The 23,173-nt window shown below is 61.7% G+C and carries 20 protein-coding genes; 1 reads left to right on the top strand and 19 read right to left on the bottom strand.

Features of this window, described 5'->3' with window-relative positions; genetic code table 11:
- Positions 1–49 precede the first annotated feature (49 nt).
- The 3 genes from DC434_RS05930 to DC434_RS05920 all read right to left on the bottom strand — a co-directional run bounded on the left by DC434_RS05930 (position 50) and on the right by DC434_RS05920 (position 2,685).
- The gene (locus DC434_RS05930; RefSeq protein WP_165808013.1) at positions 50–859 is read right to left on the bottom strand and encodes a MerR family transcriptional regulator; all 810 of its coding nucleotides are present in this window, start codon (positions 857–859) and stop codon (positions 50–52) included.
- A 364-nt stretch (positions 860–1,223) separates the two neighbouring features.
- Entirely contained in the window at positions 1,224–1,889 is a 666-nt protein-coding gene (locus DC434_RS05925) for a TRIC cation channel family protein (RefSeq protein WP_116634361.1), read from the bottom strand.
- A 73-nt stretch (positions 1,890–1,962) separates the two neighbouring features.
- On the bottom strand, positions 1,963–2,685 hold the full coding sequence (locus DC434_RS05920; RefSeq protein WP_116634360.1) for an alpha/beta hydrolase: 723 nt from the start codon (positions 2,683–2,685) through the stop codon (positions 1,963–1,965).
- A 153-nt stretch (positions 2,686–2,838) separates the two neighbouring features.
- Between DC434_RS05920 and DC434_RS05915 the strand changes: the two genes are divergently transcribed.
- The gene (locus DC434_RS05915) at positions 2,839–3,504 is read left to right on the top strand and encodes a GntR family transcriptional regulator (RefSeq protein ID WP_116634359.1); all 666 of its coding nucleotides are present in this window, start codon (positions 2,839–2,841) and stop codon (positions 3,502–3,504) included.
- A 153-nt stretch (positions 3,505–3,657) separates the two neighbouring features.
- Here DC434_RS05915 and DC434_RS05910 read toward each other — a convergent pair whose 3' ends face one another.
- The 16 genes from DC434_RS05910 to DC434_RS05835 all read right to left on the bottom strand — a co-directional run bounded on the left by DC434_RS05910 (position 3,658) and on the right by DC434_RS05835 (position 23,102).
- Positions 3,658–3,975: an MGMT family protein gene (locus DC434_RS05910; protein WP_116634358.1), complete on the bottom strand. Its 318-nt coding sequence runs from the start codon at positions 3,973–3,975 to the stop codon at positions 3,658–3,660.
- Positions 3,972–5,108 (bottom strand): hypothetical protein, encoded by a 1,137-nt coding sequence (locus DC434_RS05905; RefSeq protein WP_116634357.1) that lies wholly within the window; start codon positions 5,106–5,108, stop codon positions 3,972–3,974. The genes DC434_RS05910 and DC434_RS05905 overlap by 4 nt, the downstream gene beginning before the upstream one ends.
- 48 nt (positions 5,109–5,156) lie before the next feature.
- Positions 5,157–5,942, bottom strand: a complete 786-nt coding sequence (locus tag DC434_RS05900; RefSeq protein WP_116634356.1) for an SDR family oxidoreductase — start codon at positions 5,940–5,942, stop codon at positions 5,157–5,159.
- A gap of 830 nt (positions 5,943–6,772) precedes the next feature.
- Positions 6,773–8,065: a hypothetical protein gene (locus tag DC434_RS05895; protein ID WP_116634355.1), complete on the bottom strand. Its 1,293-nt coding sequence runs from the start codon at positions 8,063–8,065 to the stop codon at positions 6,773–6,775.
- On the bottom strand, positions 8,062–8,712 hold the full coding sequence (locus DC434_RS05890) for an AAA domain-containing protein (protein WP_243408830.1): 651 nt from the start codon (positions 8,710–8,712) through the stop codon (positions 8,062–8,064). Before DC434_RS05890 ends, DC434_RS05895 begins: the two co-directional genes overlap by 4 nt.
- A complete protein-coding gene (locus DC434_RS05885) occupies positions 8,651–11,929 on the bottom strand; it encodes a serine/threonine-protein kinase (RefSeq protein WP_116634353.1) in 3,279 nt (1,092 codons plus the stop codon). The genes DC434_RS05890 and DC434_RS05885 overlap by 62 nt, the downstream gene beginning before the upstream one ends.
- A gap of 705 nt (positions 11,930–12,634) precedes the next feature.
- Positions 12,635–14,569 (bottom strand): AAA family ATPase, encoded by a 1,935-nt coding sequence (locus DC434_RS05880; protein ID WP_165808012.1) that lies wholly within the window; start codon positions 14,567–14,569, stop codon positions 12,635–12,637.
- Between the two features lie 217 nt (positions 14,570–14,786).
- Positions 14,787–15,137 (bottom strand): ArsR family transcriptional regulator, encoded by a 351-nt coding sequence (locus DC434_RS05875; protein WP_165808011.1) that lies wholly within the window; start codon positions 15,135–15,137, stop codon positions 14,787–14,789.
- A 108-nt stretch (positions 15,138–15,245) separates the two neighbouring features.
- On the bottom strand, positions 15,246–15,623 hold the full coding sequence (locus tag DC434_RS05870; RefSeq protein WP_116634350.1) for a RidA family protein: 378 nt from the start codon (positions 15,621–15,623) through the stop codon (positions 15,246–15,248).
- A gap of 26 nt (positions 15,624–15,649) precedes the next feature.
- Entirely contained in the window at positions 15,650–16,753 is a 1,104-nt protein-coding gene (locus DC434_RS05865; RefSeq protein ID WP_116634349.1) for an alanine racemase, read from the bottom strand.
- Entirely contained in the window at positions 16,750–17,748 is a 999-nt protein-coding gene (locus tag DC434_RS05860; RefSeq protein ID WP_116634348.1) for an oligopeptide/dipeptide ABC transporter ATP-binding protein, read from the bottom strand. The genes DC434_RS05865 and DC434_RS05860 overlap by 4 nt, the downstream gene beginning before the upstream one ends.
- Positions 17,745–18,722, bottom strand: a complete 978-nt coding sequence (locus tag DC434_RS05855) for an ABC transporter ATP-binding protein (RefSeq protein WP_243408864.1) — start codon at positions 18,720–18,722, stop codon at positions 17,745–17,747. The genes DC434_RS05860 and DC434_RS05855 overlap by 4 nt, the downstream gene beginning before the upstream one ends.
- 14 nt (positions 18,723–18,736) lie before the next feature.
- Positions 18,737–19,609: an oligopeptide ABC transporter permease gene (gene opp4C / locus DC434_RS05850; protein ID WP_165808010.1), complete on the bottom strand. Its 873-nt coding sequence runs from the start codon at positions 19,607–19,609 to the stop codon at positions 18,737–18,739.
- 8 nt (positions 19,610–19,617) lie between these two features.
- Positions 19,618–20,577 carry an ABC transporter permease gene (locus tag DC434_RS05845; protein WP_116634345.1) on the bottom strand — a complete coding sequence of 320 codons (960 nt, stop codon included), beginning with the start codon at positions 20,575–20,577 and terminating at the stop codon, positions 19,618–19,620.
- 17 nt (positions 20,578–20,594) lie between these two features.
- Positions 20,595–22,208, bottom strand: coding sequence for an ABC transporter substrate-binding protein (locus DC434_RS05840; RefSeq protein WP_116634344.1), 1,614 nt, complete (start codon positions 22,206–22,208; stop codon positions 20,595–20,597).
- A 36-nt stretch (positions 22,209–22,244) separates the two neighbouring features.
- Positions 22,245–23,102 (bottom strand): fumarylacetoacetate hydrolase family protein, encoded by an 858-nt coding sequence (locus DC434_RS05835; protein ID WP_165808009.1) that lies wholly within the window; start codon positions 23,100–23,102, stop codon positions 22,245–22,247.
- Between the last annotated feature and the right edge of the window lie 71 nt (positions 23,103–23,173).

The following is a 23,173-nucleotide window of genomic DNA, read 5'->3' as shown; positions in this document are numbered from 1 at the left end:
CAAGGTTCCGACTTCCCCCAAGAGGAAGGTCAAACCCCTCTTTTCGCCCTCAGTGAACGACCCGCAAGATTGGCCACCCGACCTCGGTGACGGTGCGCGGATCGATGGTTCGAAATCCCTGAATGTACGCCTCACGGACGGGACCCCCGGTGCCAAGCTCGTGGCGAGCGACGTGCTCTCCGAGCGCCGCGTACACGTTCGGGGCGGTCTCTTCAGGGCCGTCGTGGACGGCTACAGCGAGCTCGACGGCGGGAAGCTCGACAAGTGCGGCGCCGTCGCCGAAGGCGCGTTCCGTGAACGCGTCGTCGACAGTGAAGAAGACTGTCGCGAGACCCCGCCCACCCGAGATCAGTTCGTTCGGCCAGACGCCGCCGTAGCCGCCGGTGGATGCCCGATCGGTCTGCGCGGCGACGCGCTGCAGCTTCGATGTGGACTGCCGGAACCAGCCGGGGAGATCCGGCAGGTCGATGACCTCGCTGATGGCCACCGCCCGCGTCTCCGGGATACTCCGGTACAAGATCTCGACCGGGGCATCGGTGGGGGTGAGGATGTCGCGCAGGTTCTGCACGGCTAGCTGCGTATCGGCGAGCTGCCTTTCCATCGTTTCGAGGTGGAGCGCGAGCATCTGCGTGCGTACAGCGACGTCGGTGCTGGTCAACACCTCCTTGATGGAGTGGATGGGCACGTGCAGGTCTCGCAGAGTTCGGACGATCTGGGCGTCGGAGATCTGGTTCGGGCTGTACATGCGGTAGCCGTTGTACGGGTCCACGACCGCAGGGACGAGGATGTCGTTCTGGTGGTAGAACCGGAGCGCTTTCGCGGTCATCCGCACCGCGCGCGAGAAGTCGCCGATGGTCATTAGAGCGCTCATGACTCGATCCTCCTCTCCTGCGTCCCAGCCGGTACCCAGTCTTCTCGAGTTTCGTGCGATTCGCTGAAGTGATGCGAGCTACGCGGTGGCATCCGATCCGGCTGACCGTCACCGTCGTGGTTGCCGGGCTTGCCCTGGCGCTGCTCGTGAGGCCCCAGCTGTTCGGCGCTCAGCCCGCCCTCATCTTGTCGCAGGTGGTGGCGTTCGCGCGCCGACCGCCACCACCTCTTGCGTCGGTGCCGTGCTGTTCGCGTCCCGCCGATGTCGCCCGTCTCGTCCTGGACGGCGCTGCCGTGCCGGACGGACGCGCGGCGGGCCGGGCTCGGTCGTCGCGGGCGAGGGCGTGGCCGGTTCACGACTGCCTCGGCATCCGGCGGCGGGGCGTAGGGAGTGATCGCTGCTCGGGAAAGGTCCAGCTGAAGACGACAGCGACGAGGCGGACGATCGTCGTCACCGCGACGCAGATGACCGCCCCGAGAAGTACGGGGGTTCCGAGGCTGACGAGTAGCACGAGGACGCCGACTCCAGAGCCGGCGGCCACGGCGTAGAGAGTTCCAACCTGGACAAATGAGACAGGCAGACTGAGGAAGATGTCGCGGAGCATGCCGCCACCGATGGCGCTGAGCACTCCAACGACCAGCGCACCGACCTCGCCGACGCCGAGAGAGAGGGCCTTGGTGGCACCGATCGCACCGAACAGCCCCATGACCACCGCATCGAGTACCGTGATCAGCCAGTTGGCATGCGCGATCAGGGGTTGAAGGATCATGCCGACCAGGGCGGCAGCGCCGGCGACAACCAAGTACCAGTTCATCCAGATCACAACCGGAGGCTGGTTCAGAACAACGTCGCGCAGCAAGCTTCCCCCGAGCGCGACGATCAACCCGATCACGAGCACACCCAACACGTCGATGCGTCGGTGACGGATGTCAGCTGCGAACAACGCTCCTTGAAGTCCACCGAGGCCTGCAGCAAGCAGCTCCACCCAAAGAGCCACCTGGAACGTCGTGACCGCCATGATGCTCCTCTGGAGTAAGGTCCGGGGTCAGCTCGCGTTGCAAGCGAGCTGACCCCGGGCGGGTGGTGAAGCGTCAGCGAGCGCCGGCTTCGGCAGCGACCTTGGCCGCGGAGTTCGTGGCCGTGGCAATCACGTCGGCGACGGCCTCAGCCTGCGTGATGAACAGGGCGTGGCTGCCGGGGACATTGGTGATGTCGGCGCCGATGCGGCTGGCCATGTGCTGCAGCATCGCCTGGTCGAACGCCTTGTCCTCGGTGGCGATGACCGCCCAGCTCGGCTTGTCCCGCCACGCTGCCACCGTGACAGCCTCGCCGAAAACGGCCATGTTCACGGGCACCTGGCTGTCTGCCAGGAACGCCGCGTCAGCGTCGTTGACGTCGGCGGCGAATCCTGCGTGGAAGGCGTCGCGGTTGAGATAGCCGTACCCGTCGTCGTCGATGTCGATGACGAACTCGGGGGTTGCTGCGAAGCCCTCGTACTGCTGGCCGCTGGTCTCACCGACATCCGGGATGAGGGCAGACACGTAGACCAGGCCAGCGACCTTCGGGTGCACACCCGCCTCTGTGATCACCGTGCCGCCCCACGAGTGACCGACCAAGATGGCTGGGCCGTCCTGGGCGTCCAGGACGCGGTTGGTTGCCGCGACGTCGTCGGCGAACGAGGTGAGCGGATTCTGCACGATGGAGACGCGGTAGCCGCGAGCGGTCAGCAGGTCGTAGACCCGGCGCCAGCCGGACCCGTCCGCGAACGCGCCGTGCACGAGAACGACGTTCTTGATCTCTTCAGTGGTTGTCATGATTCTTCCTTCCAGATGCGGCTCCGAGTGAAGCCGGGCGGGTTGTGTTGTGAAGTAGAACACTAGCAATACGCAATATATTGCATCTCGAATTCAGAACGCAACGAGCAACGCCGACTTGCTCTCGGCGCTGACGTGTGCGCAATATATTGCATGCCCATTCCTCAACAAGTTTCAGGTGTAGATCGGTCGCTACTGCGTGACGACGTCTTCCGACGGCTGCGCGACGCGATCATCGACGGCACTTTTCTCCCCGGTGAGCAGCTGAAAGACGGCGACCTCGCCGAATGGCTCGGGGTCAGCCGAACGCCGGTGCGTGAAGCGCTGCTGCGGCTGGGGGCGAGCGGGCTCGTGGTCGCCAAGCCGGGCCGATCCACGACGGTGAGCACGATCGACCCGAAGGCCGTTCGCGATGCTCGGGACGTTGTAGCCGCGATGCACGTGCTGGCTGTGCGGGAGATGGCAGGTAACGCCACTGACGCCGAGCTCGACCGCATGCGGCATGCAAACCGCCGCTTCGCGAAGGCGTTGGCCAAGGATGACATTGCCGCGGCAATGGACGCTGACGAGGAATTCCATCGTGTGCCGGTGACAGTGCTCGGCAACGACGCCATCGCGTCGGTACTGGATCTCTTCGGACCCGTCGTACGCCGCGCAGAGCGCGAACGCTTCGCCGCGGACGGGCAGGCATCCCTCGAACGACACGAGCAGCTCATCGCACTGCTGTCCAGTGGGGACGTCGAAGGGGCATCGGATCTGACCTTCGAGACGTGGCACACGCTAGACGTCGACGATCATCCGGAACCCGAGCAGAGCTGAGCCGAACGATGCGCGCAACGGCCGCATCGGCGATCATTGGATCCATCATCGGCGACTGGCTATTTCCCCGACACGTCTCTACGGTCTGGGCGCCGGCATCGTCGCCAGGCGCGGCTTCATCCTGGCCTTGCGAATGCTCGCGTTCCCCGGGCGTCACGCCCGTCGAGTGGTGTCTGACCGCCGCCACGTTGCGAGCGCGAGGTCAACGCGCACGTCGGTCTCGTCGTCGCGTAACAGGGGTGTCGCTTCTTCAAGGAACTGTGCGAGCGCTTCGCGCGCCAGGCTCTTGACCGGCTGACCCGAAGCATTCACGACTCGCCACCACGGCCCATCATGCCCGCCGCTGCGCAGAATCTGCCCGACCGCTCGCGGCCCCGTGCCCGCTCTCTCGGCGATGTCTCCGTAGGTCAGCACGTGTCCGCTGGGTATGGCGGACATGATGCGGAGAACCGTCTCGGCTATGTCGTTCATGATCTACTCCTCGTGTCGAACGGATCTGCTGGGTCCGGGTTCTCTAAGACGAATTCGGTGCGTGGGGAGAGCACGCCGTTGGCCTGCAGAGTGATGTGATGCTTGCCCGCGTAGTACGTGCGCGTGGTGATAGGGCGGAAAGAGTGCGTCTTGGTGACGATCGCACTGTCGCCGGCGGCGATCTGTCGTGATCCGAGCTTGAAGGTCTTCTCGCCGATCGCGCCATTGGACCGCTGGAATCCGACGGTGTAGTCGACCGCCACCGTGGCATCCGCATCTGCGTCGTTGGTGACTACAGCCTCGAAGGTCAGCGCACCGCCCCAGGGAACCTGCGCCGTTGTGATGCGAGGCCGGGTCACGCGCAGGGTGGTTCCCGTGAAGCCCACGAGAGCGAGCGCCGCGGGATTAGCCTGCTTTACGAGAGTCCTCAGGCCGTGTCGAAGCAGCCACTGGGTGTTCACGTCCGAAGCAGACGCCCACCCAGCAGCGATCTCGGTAGCGGCTTCGGCATCGACGCGGCTCAAGTCGTTGAGATGGTTGGCGGTCGAGCGTCGCACGTACTCACTCGGGTCGCGGTAGGTGGCGTCGACGATGCGCCGGGTTCCCTGAGGGTGCGTGAGCAGCCAGGGCACCCGCTTAGCCCAGGGAAGATAGGCGCGAGAGCCCTCGGTAGCGAGCCGTCGTACGTGCTCGTTGTCGTGACCTGTCCACGATCCCATGATCTCCAGCGCACGCTCCGGACGAGCGATCAGTAGATCTCGAATGGCGAATTCACCCGTCAACCCGACTGTCAGACGTGACAGAAGCGCCATGGCATCGTCGAAGTCGGTTGTTGACCCGGACTCAAGGGCGCGGGAGCTCACGAACTCAGTGACGGGCCAGATCATCCACCCGGCGAAGTCAGGTTCATCCATGACATCCACGACGAGCCGCTCAGCAGCCGAGAAGCCCGCCGGAGCGTCGCTGAGCAGTGCATTGCGGACCAAATCCACCCGCTGGCGGAGACGCGCGCCCTGCACGCCCGTCTCCGCCGCCGCCAGGTTGGGAAAGCCGGCGGACGTGCCGGTGGCTATCAACGCCGCTCGCAACTGCGCGACGACCGTCGGGCTAATCAGCTCGTCCATCGCGCCCATGTCGCTCGCCCTCTCCTCTCGCGTCGGTTCCCGTGCCTGGCGCGGCGTCTAGATCGTCGGAACCGTTCCGCCGTCGATGACATACTCGGCCCCGACGATTCCCGACGCCCTGTCAGAGACGAGGAAAGCCACGAGATCGGCGATCTCCTCGGTGTGAGCGAACCGCCCAAGCGGCACGCCGCCAAGAGAGTCGAGTATCTGCTGCTTCGCGGCATCCCGGCTGAGGTCGTTACCCTCCGCGATCCGGTCGACGAAGCGTTCGTACGCGTCGGTCTCGATGCCACCAGGGCTGATGGAATTGACTCGAATGCCCTTCGGGGCAAGCTCATTCGCGAGCCCCTTGCTGTAAGTGCGAAGCGCTGCCTTCGCAGCCGCGTAGGCCAGGGAAGCATCGTACTGCGGCATCTGCCGCTGAATCGAAGTGAAGTGGATCACCACGCCAGAACCGGAATCGATCATCGCGGGAAGAAGTGCGCGATCCAGCCGGACAGCGCCGAGGAAGTTGAGATTGAGCTCGGTCATCCACTGTTCGTCGGTGATCTTCACGAATCCGCCAGAAGGCGTCGAGGCGCCCCCGACGACGTGGACGAGAACGTCGACACCTCCGGCCTCCTGAATGCGGGACGCGACGGTCGCCGTGCCCTCAGTCGTCGACGTGTCGGCGCCGATGAACCGGTCCGGGAATACATACCCGATCGGCATAGACCGTGCCGTCACATACACATCCGCACCCAGTTCGCGAAGGCGCTCCGCGACAGCCGCCCCCGATCCCTTAGAGCCGCCTGTCACCAGAGCGCGCCGCCCATCCAGCCGATCACGATTCACGCTTTCCATGTCTTCTCTCCAGATTCACCAGTCCGATGGGTGGTACGCAGGGTTCTCAGACTGTTGACCGATGCCGGTCGAGGTCCTCGTCTCTGCATGACTCAAGGCTCTGGCCTCCCCTAAGGGGAAGGTCAAACCCCTGTTCTTCACTCTCACTGAGCGCCCCTCACGGCAAGCCGACTTCGGTTTCGGACACCGAAGGCGAGCTCGTCATATGGCCGGTGGGCCCGGACTGCGGAACATGGCCGCGTCGGAAACGATCGATTCGGCAGGGTCGGTGACTCTTCGCCGTCGAGCAGGGCGCGACAGGTTCCGTGAGATTCCGACACCTTCGTGAGATGGGACACCTCATGTCCGATCTCACGAGAGTTGTCATGAAGTGAGACATGGCTTCTGCGGAATCCCGCGGCCGCCATGATCGCCCCGTCGTGTGACTTGTCTCACGAGAGTTGTCAGAATCTGAACTTCAGCGGGCAGCCAGCCCCGCGCATCGGCCTCCATCGTGCTCGTGATCGCTCGTGGTGAACACCAGGAGCCAATTCACGAGGTCGGAATCCCGACTGCGATGCGGACTGCGCATCGTACCGCGACACGCGACAGCTAAGGGCCGCGGCGTCCCTCGTACCGCCACAGCGCTCTCCAAGAAAGCGGGAAGAGGGCGGAGACTCCACAGTGCGGATCTGCATCGACGGTCTCAGCCTTCTTGACGCGCGCCCGCGGCGGGTGGGCCGCATGAACGTCCATCGGACGGTTGAGATACGGGTCGCCCCCTCGGACCGGCGTCTACCAGTGTCGATCGATGACCTCGTCAGCGCCGCATCTGTCCGATCGCGCGGCAGCTACTGAGAATCCTTGAGGACACGCGAGTACCGCGCGTGGACCCGGTCCGTTTGCGCGATGCCCGCGACTAAGGTCCCCTCCTCCATCCTGTAGGTCCGGTTTGGATCCCCTCTAAAAGACAGCCAGTTGAAGCTCGACGTGATGTACACGTCGTCGTAGATCAGAATCTTCGCGTGAGTGTTGGGGAGGCGCACAAAATTGAAGTTCAGGTACGTTCGCGCAAGCGCGTTCAGCTTGTCCACTGCAGCCTGGTCAGTTCCAGCACCGTCAAGGCCGATGCCATATCCGATCTGCACGTCGACGCCGCCCTTGAGGCGCCGCTCCAAGTCCGTCAAGAACTGCGAGTTGACGACGGCGCGGCGAATCCATGGGGAAATAATGAGGATCCGCCGTTGGGCCGAACTGAGCGCCGCCCTCAGGCGAAGTGGGTGCTCAAACACTCCGATCTGGGTGATGCTAGCGCCATCGTCACCTCGGTCGGCGACATCTTGCGGCTCGAAGTTGGACGAGGACACGAAGGGCACAGCGCTTGGGAGCTCCACTTTCATCCCGAGCGCTACAGCCCCGCCAAGACTCTCCAACTCCCGCTGGTGTGAAAAGCTCTCTTCGCCGTTCACGATCACGAGAATCTCAGGTTCAGTACGCACTCCGTCGCTGAATAGCGCGAGCTTGACGGGGAGGTACCGGTGCTTCGTGACTCGGGAACGCAATATCGAGAGAAGCTGAAGACGACGCGCGCGCCCCTTCCCCGGCGAAACAAGGTGCTCGAGGTCCATGAGCCTCAAATCCTCGCGCTCGATGTGCTGCGTTCGCGCCGCAGGCATTACCAGCAGCCCCTGCTCACGTGCCGCTTTCTTGGCGATGAGGTCCGACTCGCGATACTCCGTGACTCGCCAGATGCTCCTGTCGAAGCATGCGGGGATCTCCTGCTCGATAGCCGAGATCGACATTAAATCAATCGCCGCGAGCTTTCCGCGAGAGGTCAAGGTGGCGACTTCGCCATCACCGCGATACGTGATGTTTCCGGCTTGTACCTGTGCGATCAGTGCGTCGTCCAGCTGATCTGCCCCGAGTCCAAGGAACGACGCCACTTCACCAATCTCCCGAATGCCGTTGAAGAGCGCCCGCAGTACAAACTCCTCGAGCAACGGAAGTGGCTTCTCCTCCTGGGCCGAGACGAGCACGCGAAGCACTGTCACCGGGATGGCGGCCTCTTCGATCGCAACAAGGTCACGACCCGGCCGCGCTTCCCGAAATCGCTCAGCGACGTCCTGATCAGTCAGGTAGCTCATACTGCGCGCACCTCGCAGTCGTCGAGGTTGGATCTCATGTAATCAATCACCCGTTTGAGCCCTCCCGGCGAACCTGAGCAGAAAGCAGCGTCGCCCACGATTGTTAGGCCGTACCGAGCACGAGACAGCGCCACGTTGATGCGCCGCCAATATGCATCGGCCAAGAATCCGAGCTGCTGTCGATCGTTACTCCTCGTGACGCTGAGGACGGCCAGGTCGCATTCGCGCCCTTGGACCGCGTCGACGGACTCCACATCAATTGCAAGATGATTCAACGTTTGCTTGATGCGATCGATCCGTCGCTGGAGTTCGTCGAGCTGACTTCGATAGGGGGAAATCACGATGACATGTAACCGGCCGTCGCCTGCGCCACTCGGGATCAAGCCGCGCTCGATCGCCGTGTTGATGGATTGCAACCTCGAAATCGTCAAGTCAGCCTCGCAGTGATTGACAAAACTGCCCGCGTTGCGCGGGTCTCGGGTCTCGCGTCGATCCTTCAGTCTCGAGGTGTCAAGCCACAAGACCGGCTTGCCCAAGGTCTCGTATCCCGCGAGAACCGGCTTAGGAGCCGATTCAAGCCAACCATCATAGAAGCAGCTGGAGATCATCGCCCCAATGGGAGGGATCATTCGATATTGGCGCGTCAACCGGAATCGGTTCTCTTCGGGGAGGTGCCCAGATAAGCGCTCGAAGAGCGTCGACGGACTCCACATCAATTGCAAGATGATTCAACGTTTGCTTGATGCGATCGATCCGTCGCTGGAGTTCGTCGAGCTGACTTCGATAGGGGGAAATCACGATGACATGTAACCGGCCGTCGCCTGCGCCACTCGGGATCAAGCCGCGCTCGATCGCCGTGTTGATGGATTGCAACCTCGAAATCGTCAAGTCAGCCTCGCAGTGATTGACAAAACTGCCCGCGTTGCGCGGGTCTCGGGTCTCGCGTCGATCCTTCAGTCTCGAGGTGTCAAGCCACAAGACCGGCTTGCCCAAGGTCTCGTATCCCGCGAGAACCGGCTTAGGAGCCGATTCAAGCCAACCATCATAGAAGCAGCTGGAGATCATCGCCCCAATGGGAGGGATCATTCGATATTGGCGCGTCAACCGGAATCGGTTCTCTTCGGGGAGGTGCCCAGATAAGCGCTCGAAGAGCGTCTCTTTCACCAGCTCAGGTGTGAGCGACGCCTCCTCCAACAAGTCCTTTCGTCGGAGCAGATCCTCGTCAAGCGGAGGCAGCTGGTGGGTGTCTCCGACCAACACAATCCGTTCGGCGCGCACCAACGAAACGAGCGCTTCCGTGCTTGTCGCCTTGGACGCCTCGTCGACGATGCACAGGTCGTAGGTGAGATCTCGAGCGGCTCTGTGTCCGATGAACCCGAGGCAGGTGCCAGCAACCACCCTGCTACTGGCGAGATAGACAGAAGCGAGTCGGTCATCCGAGGCGATTCTCTGGAGCCAGTCAGCTTGCAGCCGCATCAACTCGAGCAGTTGGTCACCAGCCTCTGACTGGGACAAGATCAACTCGATGGCTGCACGAACATCCGATGCATCGACCTTCGAGTCCAGGTCTATGAGCCCGGACAAGTTCTCGCGCGCAGCTTTGACGAGTTGCGTTTCTCTCTGCCGGGCATCCTTCAACCGCTTGCGGAGATCCTCCGGATCATCGAGCAACTCCAACCGGCTCGCCGTCGTATCGTCCGCCCGCGCCGCTTCCTTGAGCCGCTCTGCCAGCATCTCCGTGGTCTGGCGTGCCACCAGCCATTCCTGCAAGTCCACAGCGGCACGCAACTGAGCGGCAGCGATTCCTGCCGACTCGGCATACTCGATGAAGTGCTTCTCGGCTCTGCCGCGGACTGCTGCGGCCCACACTTGCAACTGGCTATCGAGCAGCAGATTTCTTGAGGAGTGTGCAACCCGAGAATCATCTTCACGCCCCATACGGACAACGCCATGTATGCCCAACTCGGTGAGTCTTTGTAGCGCATTGTCGATTGCGACATGAGTTTGGCTTACCAGGAGAATCTTCGATTCAGGACTGCGGAGAAGTTGTTGCGCAACTAGCTCCGAGATCATACGCGTCTTGCCGGTTCCTGGTGGACCGCTCACGACGATGCAGTCTTGCGTGCCCAAGCCAGCGGCTACCGCGATCTGTTTGCTCTCATCGATCTGCGATACCCATTCGATGTCCTCCGCTGCGACTGGTGGCAGCGCCTTGGTGGGATCGGCTAGCAGCTCCAAGAGCTTTGCGAGTCGTGCCTTGCCGCTCTCTAGCCGCTGAAGCGCGTCTCGTTGACGGTCGATCGCGATCTGCGTGGGGCCGAGGTATGGAGTGAGCGTACCCTTTGCGGGTGGGGTGAGGTCGTCTCGCCACTCCCAGCGGAGCGTTAGGGCACCGGCGTTCTGCTGAACGGCCTGCCCGCGGCCTTTAGGCCGGCCCCCTTCATCGAGAATCTGCCACTCGGACCCGACCAGGTCCGTCTCAGGATCGGACAACAGATCGAACCTGGTCTCGTTATATCCGCGCGGAGTGAAGCTTTCGAAGTCCAGGGGCCCGACCTGAGACGCACCGAGGTTCTCGCGTGCTGTCAGAATCCGCCGCCAGGCCGAGAGCAGCTCGGCTCCGAAGCGCTCGTCGTCGAGCCCACCCGATGCTCGGTCATGATGATCGCCGAGACGCTGCAGAAGCTCGCGGGTCTCTCCTCCTCCAGCGAAAGGGTTCAACGGGGCCGCGAAGGTCCACCGTATGAAACCGTCGAGTCGGAGGCTGGACTCTCGATGGCGCTCCAATTCCTCATATTCAGGCTTTCGGACGCTAACCACCACAAGGTCGCCGCTATCCTCGTTGAACTTGACGATGATTCGAAGCGCATCGCCCGACACCACAAATGCGCCGCGGTCTACCGCTTTAGTTTGAGGGTCCCAGAAAAGCGCACCATGCGTAGCGCCCGACAGATCTTCCGCGAGGATCCGACTGGCTGACTCCCGGCTACCATTGGGCCCAGCGAGCTCTTGTTGCGCGCGCTTGGTGAGATTGAGCCGAAGCTGAAGGAGACGTTCACCCGGTTGTAGTCTTTCGAGTGATTCATTCAGCACGCGCGAGAACTCGCGGGCATTCTGCGGTCGTTTGGTCGGATCCAGGTCAAGGCTTCGACGAAGCAGTTCATCCAACTCAGTCGGCAGTCCCAACCGGTCCAGTCGTGGGATCAGCTCGTGAAGGTCTTTCGCGCGATCCGCTTGCGCCGTGAGTCCTTGGACAGCGAGAACTGCAAGCGAGTACACGTCGCGCACGTACCGATGTTTCCCGCTTCGCTCCGGAGGAGCGTACAGGGGAGTGCCGGCCTGCCCAACTGTCATCGTCGTATCGTCCGCATCCCGTTGCTGCTTGGCGATGCCGAAGTCGGCCAGTAGTGGAACGCCGGGCTCGTCCCACAGAACGTTGTCCGGCTTGAGGTCGCGGTGCTCGATGCCAAGTTGATGCAGATACGAAATTGCCCCAGCGATCGGCCGTAGGACCCGGTTCGCAAAAACATCCCATTCCATCGGAGATTCAACGTCCAAGACGTCTCTCAGCGAGTCTTCAACCCACTGCAAAACCAGATAGGGCGTGGCAGTTTCGTCGTATCCAGAGTCAACGAGACGGATAATATTCGGGTGATTTGTCCTGTTCGCCGCCTGGAGGAGCTCTACCTCGCGCTGAAAGAGCTTTCGAACGACCCGATCCGCCGCGCCGGATACAAATTTGACAGCAACCGACGATCCATCCCGCGTATCGACGGCTCTGTGCACGCTGGCAAAGCCTCCGCCGCGCGGCTTCTGACCGGGGAGAATCAGGTAGTGACCGCCGACGATCTCAACACTTCCCACGGATCAGCCTCCTACGGCCTCGCACAGTCGGGGCACGGCTGCTTTGCCACGACATCGCAACGTATGCCGCGACGCTTCCCGCTGTAGCTAAAGCTCGTTGCCATATCGATGTCGCCGAACATTCTCACGGGGCCTCGATGCGGAGCCTAGCGGAGACTTCCGACCAGCGTGTGGTCGCCGCTCACTACCTCTAACCCAAGGGGCCCAATAGCTCGCGAAAGGCGCGGTGCGATCTCATTGCGCAGCTCAGCCGAATCGTTTCACTCGCCGTACCGGCACGAGCTGGTTTCAGCAAGGGGTTTAAGCGGCTTCTCGACAGGCGCCTCAAGCGGTCCGCGCTCCGCGCCACGTGAGTTCCGAAACGATCGATCTGGTTGGCACTAGGCGAGTCAGAGGCCCAGATGACCAGTTCTCGAAGTCTCTGCCGGGGCGCGAGTGGAGGGCGAGCTATACCCAATCGCGATCATAGTCACAGCGAGAAGGAACGCACCACTGTCGATGTGCCTAGTGATACTTAGACGTCACGCAATCGTGCCGCTGCACAGGGATCGCCGGCGCGGAACGTGGAGCGGGCCCCGAGATAGTAGGTCTGAGTCGTTTGAAAATAAGGGAGTCGGTGCGAGTTACTCGTATGGCCTACCCCGAGTTTGGTCCACCGCGCGGCCGATCAAATCTCCGCCGCCGCGAACGCTGGCCGTAGGGAAATCAGACCTGCAAAGCCAACTCGATGCTTCCTAGAAGCTCCTTCAGAAGCTCGCGTCTGTTGGGATCGAAAATCTCGCGATCAGCACTCAAGTTCGCGACCCGCTGAGCCACTGCAACCTTGTCCGGTGCGGCTACTCCGTTCGCTTTCGCCCAAAGTTCAACCGCTTTCGTACGCATGCTCTCGGGGAGGGCGCTCCCGTCAAGTTGAGTCTTGGTCGCCGACCAGCAGTCGGCCTCTTCCATGACGCATTGAGCGTAGAGATCCGGGTGGATCAGGTCCTCAAGCTCAAGTGCGCCAGCGCCACCTGTTTCGTTCAACACGAGCACACGGCTGGGGTCCACTCCAGCCTTGAGGAGTTTCTTCCGGTTCTCCAGTCCGCCGGGGTCTCCATCCACGATGAAGGCAACCTGTCCTGCCTGGGACACAAGCTCCGCCACGCGCACGGAGGCAACGCTGGAAAGCCCTGGGACAATCTGAAACTTGATCCGCTCACGGCCCGCGGCCTGTCGAAGCAGGGTGGGCAAGAGGATCGCCTCGCAGGGCCCCTCTCCGATCAGTGCGTGACGAGCAGGCGTGAACGTCGCCGCGACAGCACCCATGCTCTTGAGCAACGGTGAGAACCCGGCACCTGCCTCCCAGAACCCGTTGCGCAGCAACGATGTCCCCGCGTCGATTGGTTCCACGACGCGCACCCCGTTGCCGAGATCATGCGGAAGGCAACCGAAGGAGTGCGTCGTGTACAGCACTTTCGATGTGTACTCTTGACGCGCAAGGACCCCGACGAGGTCGGCTTGCGCGTCGTAGTGAAGGTGAGTCTCGATCTCATCCGCAAGCAAGATCGGACGACCGCGACCACCATGGGTGAACGCGAGCAACGCAGCGAACCATCGCAGTCCATCACTCCGATCCGCAAGGCTCGAGTATCCCTTGTCGTTCGGCGTCGTCACTTGAACGACGAGAAGGCCATTCTGGACATCGATCTGCAGAGCGATTTTCTCCTGATTCCAGCTCTCTGCGTAGACGTCTCGTAGACGATCATTCGCGTACGTCCGTCGGGTTGAAACGTCAGCGTAGTTGGCGTCTCTTACTTCCTGGCGCAGCGCGACGAGATCGAGTTGAGCCAGCCGCGCAAGATGTGCCAGAGCCGGGCTCGGTTGATCGGCTTCGGACTCTAGATCGTACTCGGACCGCAAGTTGTGATCCTCAGGGCCAAGGAGCCGCATTTCGGGCAGGCGGGCAAGAAGCACAGCTGCCGCTATCGCGGCCGGCTCGGGTTCAGCCTCCTCCTGGACACTCGCTCTCAGGCCCGCGACGAGGCTACGCAGCCGATCCGGCCACACCGAGATGGCTTCGTTGGGGAAGGCCGTGGCGTCGATTGCTCCTGCCTCCAGGACCCCCGCAGCACCCTCGGCAGAATCAGCGATGACGTCCAAACTCCCCACTGCCGTCGGCATCTCACCTTCCGCGAGGATTGCGATGACGCTGTCGATCAAGTCAAGGTCAACCGCGACGTACTCAGCCATCCTCGCGAAAGCAGGCCTCAACTCGCCCATCAAACCACTGAGCGCTACCCGAGGCTCCGGGTCTCTGCTGGGCCTCGACGGGTGAAAGTCGATCACTCGACCGTCAGTCCCTATCTTCGAGACGACGATTTTCTCCACATCGCCACCACCGCGAATGTGCTCGATTGCTTGCCTGTCGTCCTCCTCGAGCTGGAGTTGCCAGCGGAGCGAAGGAACGGTGTCGACCGATCGCCTCGGGTGTTCCGAGCGATCGAACGGCTCGTCGTGGTTCAGATGCGTGAGAGCCCGTAGCAACGAGCTTTTCCCGGCTTCGTTCGGCCCGACGAACGCGATCAAGTCGCTGTGCAGTTTGACCGATGTCGGCGCAAGGAAACGGCGATACCCCTCGAGCGTGAACGTGATGAGTTTCATGACGCGTACCGGCGTGCCTCTCGGTAGGGGAATGTTCTCCGAATCTAGCGCGACGCGCCGAGCCATGATCCTTTCTCGATTCGCCCCAGGCTCAGGACCATCTCCTATCGCGCGTCTCGCGCGACCTCGCACGACGGCAATTGGTCAATTGGGCTCGACCTCAGAGCGGAAACGTTGCCAAGCCGCGTTCGAGATCGGCGCCTCGTTTGGGGCAGCATTACTCCCCGGCGACCGCGTCGAATAGCGCCCAGGCGGCATCCTCGCACCGCTCGGATATCGCCGCGTACACGCGGACCGGCTTGTCGCTCCAGTCCACGTGTCGCACATCGTGCACGACAAATCCGCCCGCCTCGAGGATGCGAAGGTGATTGTGGAGCGCGCTGCGACAGCACTCCACATGCCGCATCAGTTCCGTTCCCGTTGAGTAGGGCGCGTTTCGAACGGCCATCAGGATACGAAGCCGGAGAAGCGGTATGCCCAAGGTCTGGACAATCTCGCTGAGTTCCAACTGCAACTTCCCCTCGCGACCTCGATCTTCGTTCGGTTGGCTGACCGCATGCTTGGACATCGTCGGCGAGCTAACTCGAGGCTCGAAGTAAACCGCGAGCTGAGAAGACTCGGGCCCTTGGTCTCGCGTCGTCGTCATCTCCCGCGTTGCCACCTCAACCCCGCGACCTCAGTTGTTGGCGACGACGACAACGACAGCATCAAGCTCGATGTCGAAACCGCGGAGCGCGACCTCGATGGTGGTCCGCGCCGGGAACGGTTCAGAAAGGTACTCGCGAGCGATCTCGTTGAACACGGGAAAGTCGTCCAGGGAACGCAGATACGCGCCGAGACGGACCGCGTTGTGGAGGGTGGAACCGGCCGCTTGCGCAACGGTCTCCAGGTTCTGGAATGTTGCGCGCACCTGGTCCGCAAAGGAGTCGCCGACCCGCTGACCTTGCGCGTCGAACGGACCTTGGCCCGCGAGAAAAGCCAGATCCCCGGCCACGACCGCCTGTGAGTACGGCCCTCCGGGTGCGGGTGCCTCAGTGCTGGTGATCTTGTTCATGTGCAGTCTCCTCCGTTGGATTGTTCTCAATGCCGGGCGAGGACTCGCCAGGTCTCGACCACGATGTCGTTCTCGGTGATGACGACTGTGCTGTGCATGTTCACGACACCGCACGCATGATTGGGGCGGATGCGGACAATATCCCCGACGCGAAGGCTGGTCGCGTGCCGGAGAAATCCGTGCTCCTCGTGCGCTGTTGCGATCTGCCCTCCGCCGGGCGACACGACGGTGCCGAGTCGCCCATCACCGTGAAGAGATCCGTCACTCGACAGCGCCTTGATTCCTGCATCGACAATGACCACGGAGTCACGTTGCGTGCTGACGACACGGCTCAGCACAGAGACGGCAACGTCGGCCGCCTGCATTGTGCCGATTGCCACCTGGTTCTCGTCGCCGAGCACGTACGTCCCCGGACGAGCCTCAGTGATGCCAGGGACGGTGGGCGCTGACCACGCGCCTGCGGTCGATCCGACCGAGACATCGCGGAGGTCGAAGCCCTCATCCCGCAACGCATCAGCGACCTCGACGAGGAGCCTCCCTGCCGCAATGCCCGTCAGATGCCGCAGGGCGGAATCGGCCCCCATCCCCTGAACGTGCCCCTCGTGCGTCCACACTCCCCGCAGATGAAGACCCGGCAACTCGGAGATAGCGTGTGCGACCTCGATCGCGCGCGACGGGTCGACTCCTGTACGCCCGAGACCGGTGTCGATGTCGAGCCTGATCGGAATGGTCATGCCGACGGAAGATGCGGCATCCGATAGGTCTGACAAGCACTCTGCGGAATCGACCCCCACGATGATCTCCGTGCTCCGCGCCGCAGAAAGAACGGAACGGACGCGCGCCTGCCCGACGGGCGGGTAAGCGATGAACACGGAGGGAGAGCCCTCACCCGCCAGCGCCTCGAGCTCAGCAGTCGTGGCTGCGGTATGCCCGATCGCGCCGTGACGCAACTGAAGTTGGGCTGCTTCAGCCATTTTGGTTGTCTTCCAGTGAGGCCGAAGTGCGACACCTAAAGTCTCAGCGTGGGTGGCCATGGTCCGGATGTTGCGCATCAGCACATCGCGGTCGATGACAACGACGGGTGTCGGGAGGTTCCGAACATCCTCTCCGATGAAATGATCGAGGGTCATGCGCCTGACCGCCTAAAATCGATCGCCACGTCCAACGGATAGAAGCATGCGACCGTGCGGTCGGTCTGACCAATACGCGTGAGTTCCGGTCGTTCTTGGGCGCACTTCTCGTCGGCGCGCCAGCAGCGAGTGCGGAAGCGGCAGCCGGACGGCGGGTTGATGGGGGAAGGTACGTCGCCCGTCAGGACAATGCGCTCGCGTCGCTGAGTCGGATCCGATGACGGAGTCGCGGAAGCGAGGGCCGCGGTATACGGATGCGCTGGATTGGAAAGGACGGACGAGACGGGCCCCTGCTCGACGACTGTTCCCAAGTACATGACCAGAACGCGATCCGCGACGTGGCGGACGACGTCGAGGTCGTGCGAAATCATGATGTAACTGAGGTCTCGATCGTGCCGCAGATCCATCAACAGGTTGAGTACCTGGGCCTGGATCGAGACGTCCAGCGCTGAAACCGGTTCGTCCAGGATCAAGAGATCCGGATCGAGAGCCAAGCCACGTGCGATGCCTATGCGCTGGCGTTGGCCACCAGAGAATTCGTGCGGATATCTGTTGAGCGCGCTTTGAGGAAGTCCAACACCATCGAGTATCCGTTCGACATCCTTGCGCGACTGAGTCCCGTGCCACATACCGAAGGCACGGAGGGGCTCTGCCACGATTTCCTGAACCGTCATTCGAGGGTTCAGCGACGAATGGGGATCCTGGAAGACGAATTGCACGTTTCTACGGAGCTGATGCCGGCGCGATCTCTTGGCAGCACCGAGATCCTCGCCGCGAAACGAGATTCGACCGCCCGAGGCATGCTCGAGTTGTGCGATTGTCTTTCCGGTCGTTGTCTTGCCGCAACCCGACTCTCCAATGATCCCGAGAGCCTCACGCTCGCGTACCGAGAATGAAACGCCGTCAACCGCGCTGACCGTCTGGCCACGGGGAGCACGGTAGGTCACGGAGAGGTTCTCGACGGAGAGGATCTCGGACGCATCATCCTTTTTCACTGAGCCACCTCCTGCATGTCACGGAAGTGACACGCGCTCAAACGACCGTCGGCACTTGGTGCTAACACTGTGGGTTCTTCAATGCACCGGGCAGATTTGAAAGGAGCGGTGCACCTGACGGCGAAGGGACATCCTTGGCCCAGATCGGAAAGCGAGGGAGGTTGTCCCGGAATCGCAGCGAGACGCAACCCCGGGGTTGATCCACTGGGGCGACTCTTGATCAACGCAACGGTGTATGGGTGGCGGCTGTCGGAGAAAAGTTGGGCTGTGGTCGCCGACTCGACTACTTGTCCCGCGTACATCACAACGACCCTGTCCGCGTATTGGGCTATCACACCGAGGTCGTGCGTGATGAGCATCATCGCCACACCGAGTTTCGCTTGGGCGTGTCGGAGAACTTCGAGAACCTGCGCCTGGATGGTCGCATCGAGCGCGGTCGTCGGTTCATCCGCGATCACGAGTTCCGGATCGTTCACCAGGGCCATTGCGATGACTGCTCGCTGGCGCATCCCGCCGGACCACTGGTGAGGAAATTGCTTCATCCGCCGCTGCACGTCCGGAACCCCCACAAGCGTAAGTACATCGGCGGCACGCTGGCGCGCCTGATCGCGGGGGGCACGGCGATGGTGGATTCGATAAGCCTCCTCGATCTGCTTACCGACGCGTATGACGGGGTCCAGTGTTGTCATCGGGTCCTGGAAGATCATGCTGATCCGCTTGCCTCGAATACTGCGCATCACCGCAGGGGAGACTTTTGACAAGTCTTCACCATCGAAATCGAGCGAACCAGCGGTGATGCTCACGGCGGCCGGCAGCAGACCCATCATCGAGAGAGCAGTCATGCTCTTTCCTGAGCCGCTCTCGCCGACAACTCCCACCACCTCACCCGACCTCACATCGAATGAAACATCGCGGAGAATCCGAAGCGAATCGCTCTTGCGCTCGACTCCCGCGCTAAGACCGGAGACCTCCATCAGGGACCGAGTAGTCATTTGTTCCTCTTCGGGTCGATCGCGTCACGGATTCCGTCGCCCACAGCCATCGCGCACAGCACTGTCAATGCGATCATGATTCCCGGTGGCAACCACAACCACGGCATGGAAGAAAGAACGGTCAGTGACTGTGCTTCGGTGAGCATGTTTCCCCAACTCGCTTGCGGCGGACGCACTCCGGCACCAAGAAATGACAACGCCGATTCCAGCAGTACTGCTTCGGACACCAGGAGGGTTGCCGCAACGATCACGGGTGGCAGGACTCCAGGGAGAAGATGTCGGCGGATGATGAACCAGTTGCCGGAACCCGACACCCTCGCCGCCTGAATGAACTCCTGCTCTCTAAGACCCAGCACTACTCCTCGGGCAATACGAGCTGACGCCGGCCAAGCAAGGCCCGCGATGATTCCGATCAGCATCGTGGCGCTCGGCCCGAGTATCCCGGCCACGACGATCACGACGAGGACGGTAGGAAGGGAAAGGAAGATGTCTACGATGCGGCTGATGACCGCGTCGATGGTTCCACCAAACCAGCCCGCGACGGCACCGACCAGAGCACCAATACAAACAGCGATGGCGGCGGCCAAGAATCCGATCGTTAGCGATACTTGCCCACCAGCGATCATCCGAGCCAACACGTCGCGTCCGGAGGAGTCCGTCCCGAGTAGGTGGTCAGGACTGGGTGGTCGGCGGACCGCCGCAAGATCGATCGCGCTTGGGTCAATGGGGATGATTAGCGGGGCAATAAGGGTTAGGACGACGATCAGCAACAGAGTCAATGTTCCGATCAACGCGAGCGGATTGCGTGCGAATCGTCTCCAGGCGAGCGCGCGGGGTGAACGCTCGGGTTTGGGCAAGAGGACGGTCATCGTGGCGCTCATCGACGTGATCTCACTCTCGGGTCGACTACGGAATACATCAAGTCAGCGATCAGGTTGGCAATCAGTACCAGCGCAGCGATGTACAGGCCGAATCCAATGATCACGGGATAGTCACGCGTTGTAAGCGACGAAACTGCCAGCTGTCCCATACCCGGCCAGGAGAAGACTTGTTCAAGCACCACCGCGCCCGCCAGGAACACGGGCACATACAGAGCCAAGACCGTGACGAGCGAGATCAGACTGTTGCGGAACGCATGCGCGAGCACCCGACCAGGTGAAGCTCCCTTCGCAACGACAGCGCGAATGTACTCTTTCTCCAACTCTTCGAGCATTCCGCTCCGCACATATCGAGTCAACGGCGCTGCCACTGCGAGGGCAAGTATCCCGACGGGCATCACCATGTGAATCAGCAGATCTTGCAAGTCCGTCCTGCCCGATGAGTGCATCCCAGACGACGGTAGCCACCGCAGCTGGACCGCAAAAACATAGATGGCCAGCATCGCCAGAAAGAAGCTCGGTACGGCGATTGCGAGGACGCTCACGCTGGTGATTCCATAGTCGACGACGGTGTCTCGGCGCACCGCGGTCAGGATGCCGAGCGGGATGGCGATCAACAGGCCCAGGACTAGGGCGGTCCCTGTGAGCAGAATCGTCGGGCCCAGCCGGTCGAACAGAAGCTGCCCGACCGGCTGGCCGTTGGAGTACGAGTAGCCGAGATCTCCGCGAAGTAGCCCACCGAACCAGATGAAGAACTGTGTGGGCAACGGCTCGTTTAGGCCGAGCCTCTCGCGCATCGCGTCAATGTACGCTTGGCGATCCGCCCCTCCCGCCTCGGGCGGGATCATCATATCGACCGGATCTCCCGGCGCGAGACGCACCAGAAGAAACAGTCCTATAGCGATGAGGACGAAAACCAGGACGCTCGACGCGAGACGAGTCAGCAGAGATCTCAGCATGTTTACTCTCTCATCGGTCAGTCGCCGACGATCGTCCAGTCCGCAGCGTTCCAGAACCCGTTCGTGAAGTCACCGTGAGGCTCAAACCCCTGCAGACGACCGCTTGTAGCCCAGATGATGTTCGGGTTGTTGAGCCAGACGTAAGGCACGTATTCGTTGTCGATGCGGGCCGCCTCATGATAAATCTCGGCGCGTTCGTCCTGATCCGCAATCAGTTGTCCGGCAGCCATTGCGGCATCCAGGTCCTCGTTGCAGAACAGCGCAACGTTCGAGCCGGCAGGGAAGTGCTGTGTGCAAGAGACGATCGGAAAACTGCTGGCAGGATCCATCGGGTACACCCCGCCACCGAGCACGCCCATGTCGTAGCTGAGGTCTGTGTAGCTGTCGATGAGCGCCGCTCCGTCGACTTGATTCGCGACAGCCTTGATTCCCACCGCGTTGAGGTTTTCTATGACGACGTTGACAATCTGATCTCGATCGCGCTGACCGGGGATCCAAGACAGCTTTACCTCCTGCGAGGTGTCATATCCGATCTCCTTGAGTAGCTTTTCGGCCTTCTTCGGGTCGTATTCGTAGGCCTCGAGGTCGTCCGGAAGCGCCCACGATGTCATGATGTCGCTATTCAAAAGAGTGGCTTCGCCCCCAAGAACTCCGTCGATGATGCCCTGACGGTCGATCGCGTACAGCATTGCCTGTCGGAAGCGATGATCCGCGAACTGCGGCTTCGTCGTATTTACCGAGATTCTCGTAAAGCCGGGGGAAGGCTTCGACGTCACGGAGACCCCAGAGATTGCCGACACCGTGTCCAGATCCAGGGCCGATACCTGAGCAAGATCGATTTCCCCGGTGCCGAGCTGGGCAGTGGCAACATCGCTCGTGAGCATCTTCAGGAAGAGATGATCGATGCCGACCTTGGTCCGATAGTTCTCGTTGGCCACAAGCTCGATGTCCTGATCAACATTGAACTTCTTCATCGTGTACGGACCCATCCCTGTTGACGGGAGCTGGAACCACGGATCTTCAAGGAGAGCCGCGGGATCCTTCTCTCCTAGGACATGCTTCGGCAGGATATAGAACACCGGTCCATATCCGATCAACGCCATGAATCCGGCGTTCGGCTTCGAGAGTGTGAACTCCACGGTGTACTCATCGGGAGCTACGATGCCTGCGAGTTCACTCGCCGAACCATCCTGAACCGCGGCGAATCCTTCGACTTCGGCAAGGCGTGCTGACCATGCTCCGCCTACCTGGGGGTTTGCCGCAAGGTTGTACGTGAATAGCACATCCTCCGCGGTGAACGGCTCACCATCGCTCCACTTCAGTCCCTCCCGCAGGTGGAAGGTGAACGTTTTAGCGTCCTCCGAGATGTCCCAGCTCTCCGCAAGTCGCGGCACGTACTCGAAGTTTGGATCGGTCGTGAACAGGTTGTCGAAGATCAGCGACATCGTAAGCGCCTCCGCAGCCTGGCCCGGCTTGAGGGTGTTGAAGGTCGCGGGCTTTTGCACGAGATAGATATTTGCCGAGGTATCGACGTCTTCGTCGGGCTCAGGGGACTGCGGTGCAGCACAACCGGCGAGCAGCAGTCCTACAGCGACAAGAGCGCCGAGACTGGCGAGCAACTTTTTTGGCATGGATACTCCTTGGTTCGGGCGGTGCAGGGACGAGCGCTAGCCGCGGTTGCGGGGCGCCACGATTCGAGAGGTGAGGGCTCCCAGCCCTTCGATCTCAGCGACAACGACATCGCCAGGGTTGAGGTAGGTCCCGGTGGCCATCCCGACACCGGCGGGTGTGCCGGTGAGGATGATGTCACCCGGACGCAGAGTCATGAGTCGCGACGTGAACGAAATGATCTCAGCCACCGAATGGATCATGTCGGCGGTGTTACCGAGCTGCTTGGGCTCACCGTTCACCGTGAGCGTGATAGCTAGCTTCTGGGGGTCGAGGATCTCGTCGGTGGTCACCACGTAGGGCCCGAAAGGCGCAGAGCCATCTAGCCACTTGCCTGCAAGCCAGTCGAAGAAGTCAGTCGCGGCTTCGCCGTCTCGGGCGGCCCCAGTCACCAGGTTGCGCGCTGAGATGTCGTTGCTCGTCGAGTATCCGAAGACGAAGTTCAGCGCCTCGGTCTCGCTCACATCTTTCGCGAGGTGCCCGACGACGACGGCGAGTTCGGCTTCCCAGTCGAGTTGCGTTGTGATGGAGGCGATCTCGACCTCCGCATCGTCGCCGACCACAGTCGTGTCCGGCTTAAGGAAGAGGCGAGGAGTCGCCGTGCTCTTCTCGCGAGGCCTGTCGCCGCCTTCGATCACATGCTCCTGGTAGTTCGCAGCGACGGCGACGACCTTACCCGGATTCGTGAGCGGGGCGAGAATGCGGACGGCGTCGACCGAAATGACTTGACCGGTGCGCTCGAGCGGAGCGCCCTCGATGACCGCGCGAAGGTCTCCGGGGCCCGCGACAGCGATTCGATCCCCTTCAATCACACCGTGCAGGATCTCTCCGTCATGCTCGAAAGTTGCCAGCTTCATTTCTTCTCCTTTGAGTTGCGTTGTGAGTCTCGAACGCGGACGAGCGCTCCAAGCGCGAACGTGTCGTGACG

Origin of the sequence: Microbacterium sp. TPD7012, assembly GCF_003075395.1 — a bacterium.
In the GTDB taxonomy this organism is placed as follows: Bacteria; Actinomycetota; Actinomycetes; order Actinomycetales; family Microbacteriaceae; genus Microbacterium.
This window is presented reverse-complemented; position numbering and strand designations above follow the sequence as displayed.

What these genes read in the sequence shown, in the direction of transcription:
- DC434_RS05920 (WP_116634360.1), bottom strand. Translation starts at nt 2,685, where the DNA reads ATGACAACCACTGAAGAGATCAAGAACGTCGTTCTCGTGCACGGCGCG.
- DC434_RS05855 (WP_243408864.1), bottom strand. Translation starts at nt 18,722, where the DNA reads ATGGAGGTCTCCGGTCTTAGCGCGGGAGTCGAGCGCAAGAGCGATTCG.
- DC434_RS05865 (WP_116634349.1), bottom strand. Translation starts at nt 16,753, where the DNA reads ATGACCCTCGATCATTTCATCGGAGAGGATGTTCGGAACCTCCCGACA.
- DC434_RS05900 (WP_116634356.1), bottom strand. Translation starts at nt 5,942, where the DNA reads ATGGAAAGCGTGAATCGTGATCGGCTGGATGGGCGGCGCGCTCTGGTG.
- DC434_RS05925 (WP_116634361.1), bottom strand. Translation starts at nt 1,889, where the DNA reads ATGGCGGTCACGACGTTCCAGGTGGCTCTTTGGGTGGAGCTGCTTGCT.
- DC434_RS05845 (WP_116634345.1), bottom strand. Translation starts at nt 20,577, where the DNA reads ATGCTGAGATCTCTGCTGACTCGTCTCGCGTCGAGCGTCCTGGTTTTC.
- DC434_RS05915 (WP_116634359.1), top strand. Translation starts at nt 2,839, where the DNA reads ATGCCCATTCCTCAACAAGTTTCAGGTGTAGATCGGTCGCTACTGCGT.
- DC434_RS05930 (WP_165808013.1), bottom strand. Translation starts at nt 859, where the DNA reads ATGACCATCGGCGACTTCTCGCGCGCGGTGCGGATGACCGCGAAAGCG.
- DC434_RS05870 (WP_116634350.1), bottom strand. Translation starts at nt 15,623, where the DNA reads ATGAACAAGATCACCAGCACTGAGGCACCCGCACCCGGAGGGCCGTAC.
- DC434_RS05840 (WP_116634344.1), bottom strand. Translation starts at nt 22,208, where the DNA reads ATGCCAAAAAAGTTGCTCGCCAGTCTCGGCGCTCTTGTCGCTGTAGGA.
- DC434_RS05910 (WP_116634358.1), bottom strand. Translation starts at nt 3,975, where the DNA reads ATGAACGACATAGCCGAGACGGTTCTCCGCATCATGTCCGCCATACCC.
- DC434_RS05835 (WP_165808009.1), bottom strand. Translation starts at nt 23,102, where the DNA reads ATGAAGCTGGCAACTTTCGAGCATGACGGAGAGATCCTGCACGGTGTG.
- DC434_RS05880 (WP_165808012.1), bottom strand. Translation starts at nt 14,569, where the DNA reads ATGAAACTCATCACGTTCACGCTCGAGGGGTATCGCCGTTTCCTTGCG.
- DC434_RS05905 (WP_116634357.1), bottom strand. Translation starts at nt 5,108, where the DNA reads ATGGGCGCGATGGACGAGCTGATTAGCCCGACGGTCGTCGCGCAGTTG.
- opp4C (WP_165808010.1), bottom strand. Translation starts at nt 19,609, where the DNA reads ATGACCGTCCTCTTGCCCAAACCCGAGCGTTCACCCCGCGCGCTCGCC.
- DC434_RS05875 (WP_165808011.1), bottom strand. Translation starts at nt 15,137, where the DNA reads ATGTCCAAGCATGCGGTCAGCCAACCGAACGAAGATCGAGGTCGCGAG.
- DC434_RS05895 (WP_116634355.1), bottom strand. Translation starts at nt 8,065, where the DNA reads ATGAGCTACCTGACTGATCAGGACGTCGCTGAGCGATTTCGGGAAGCG.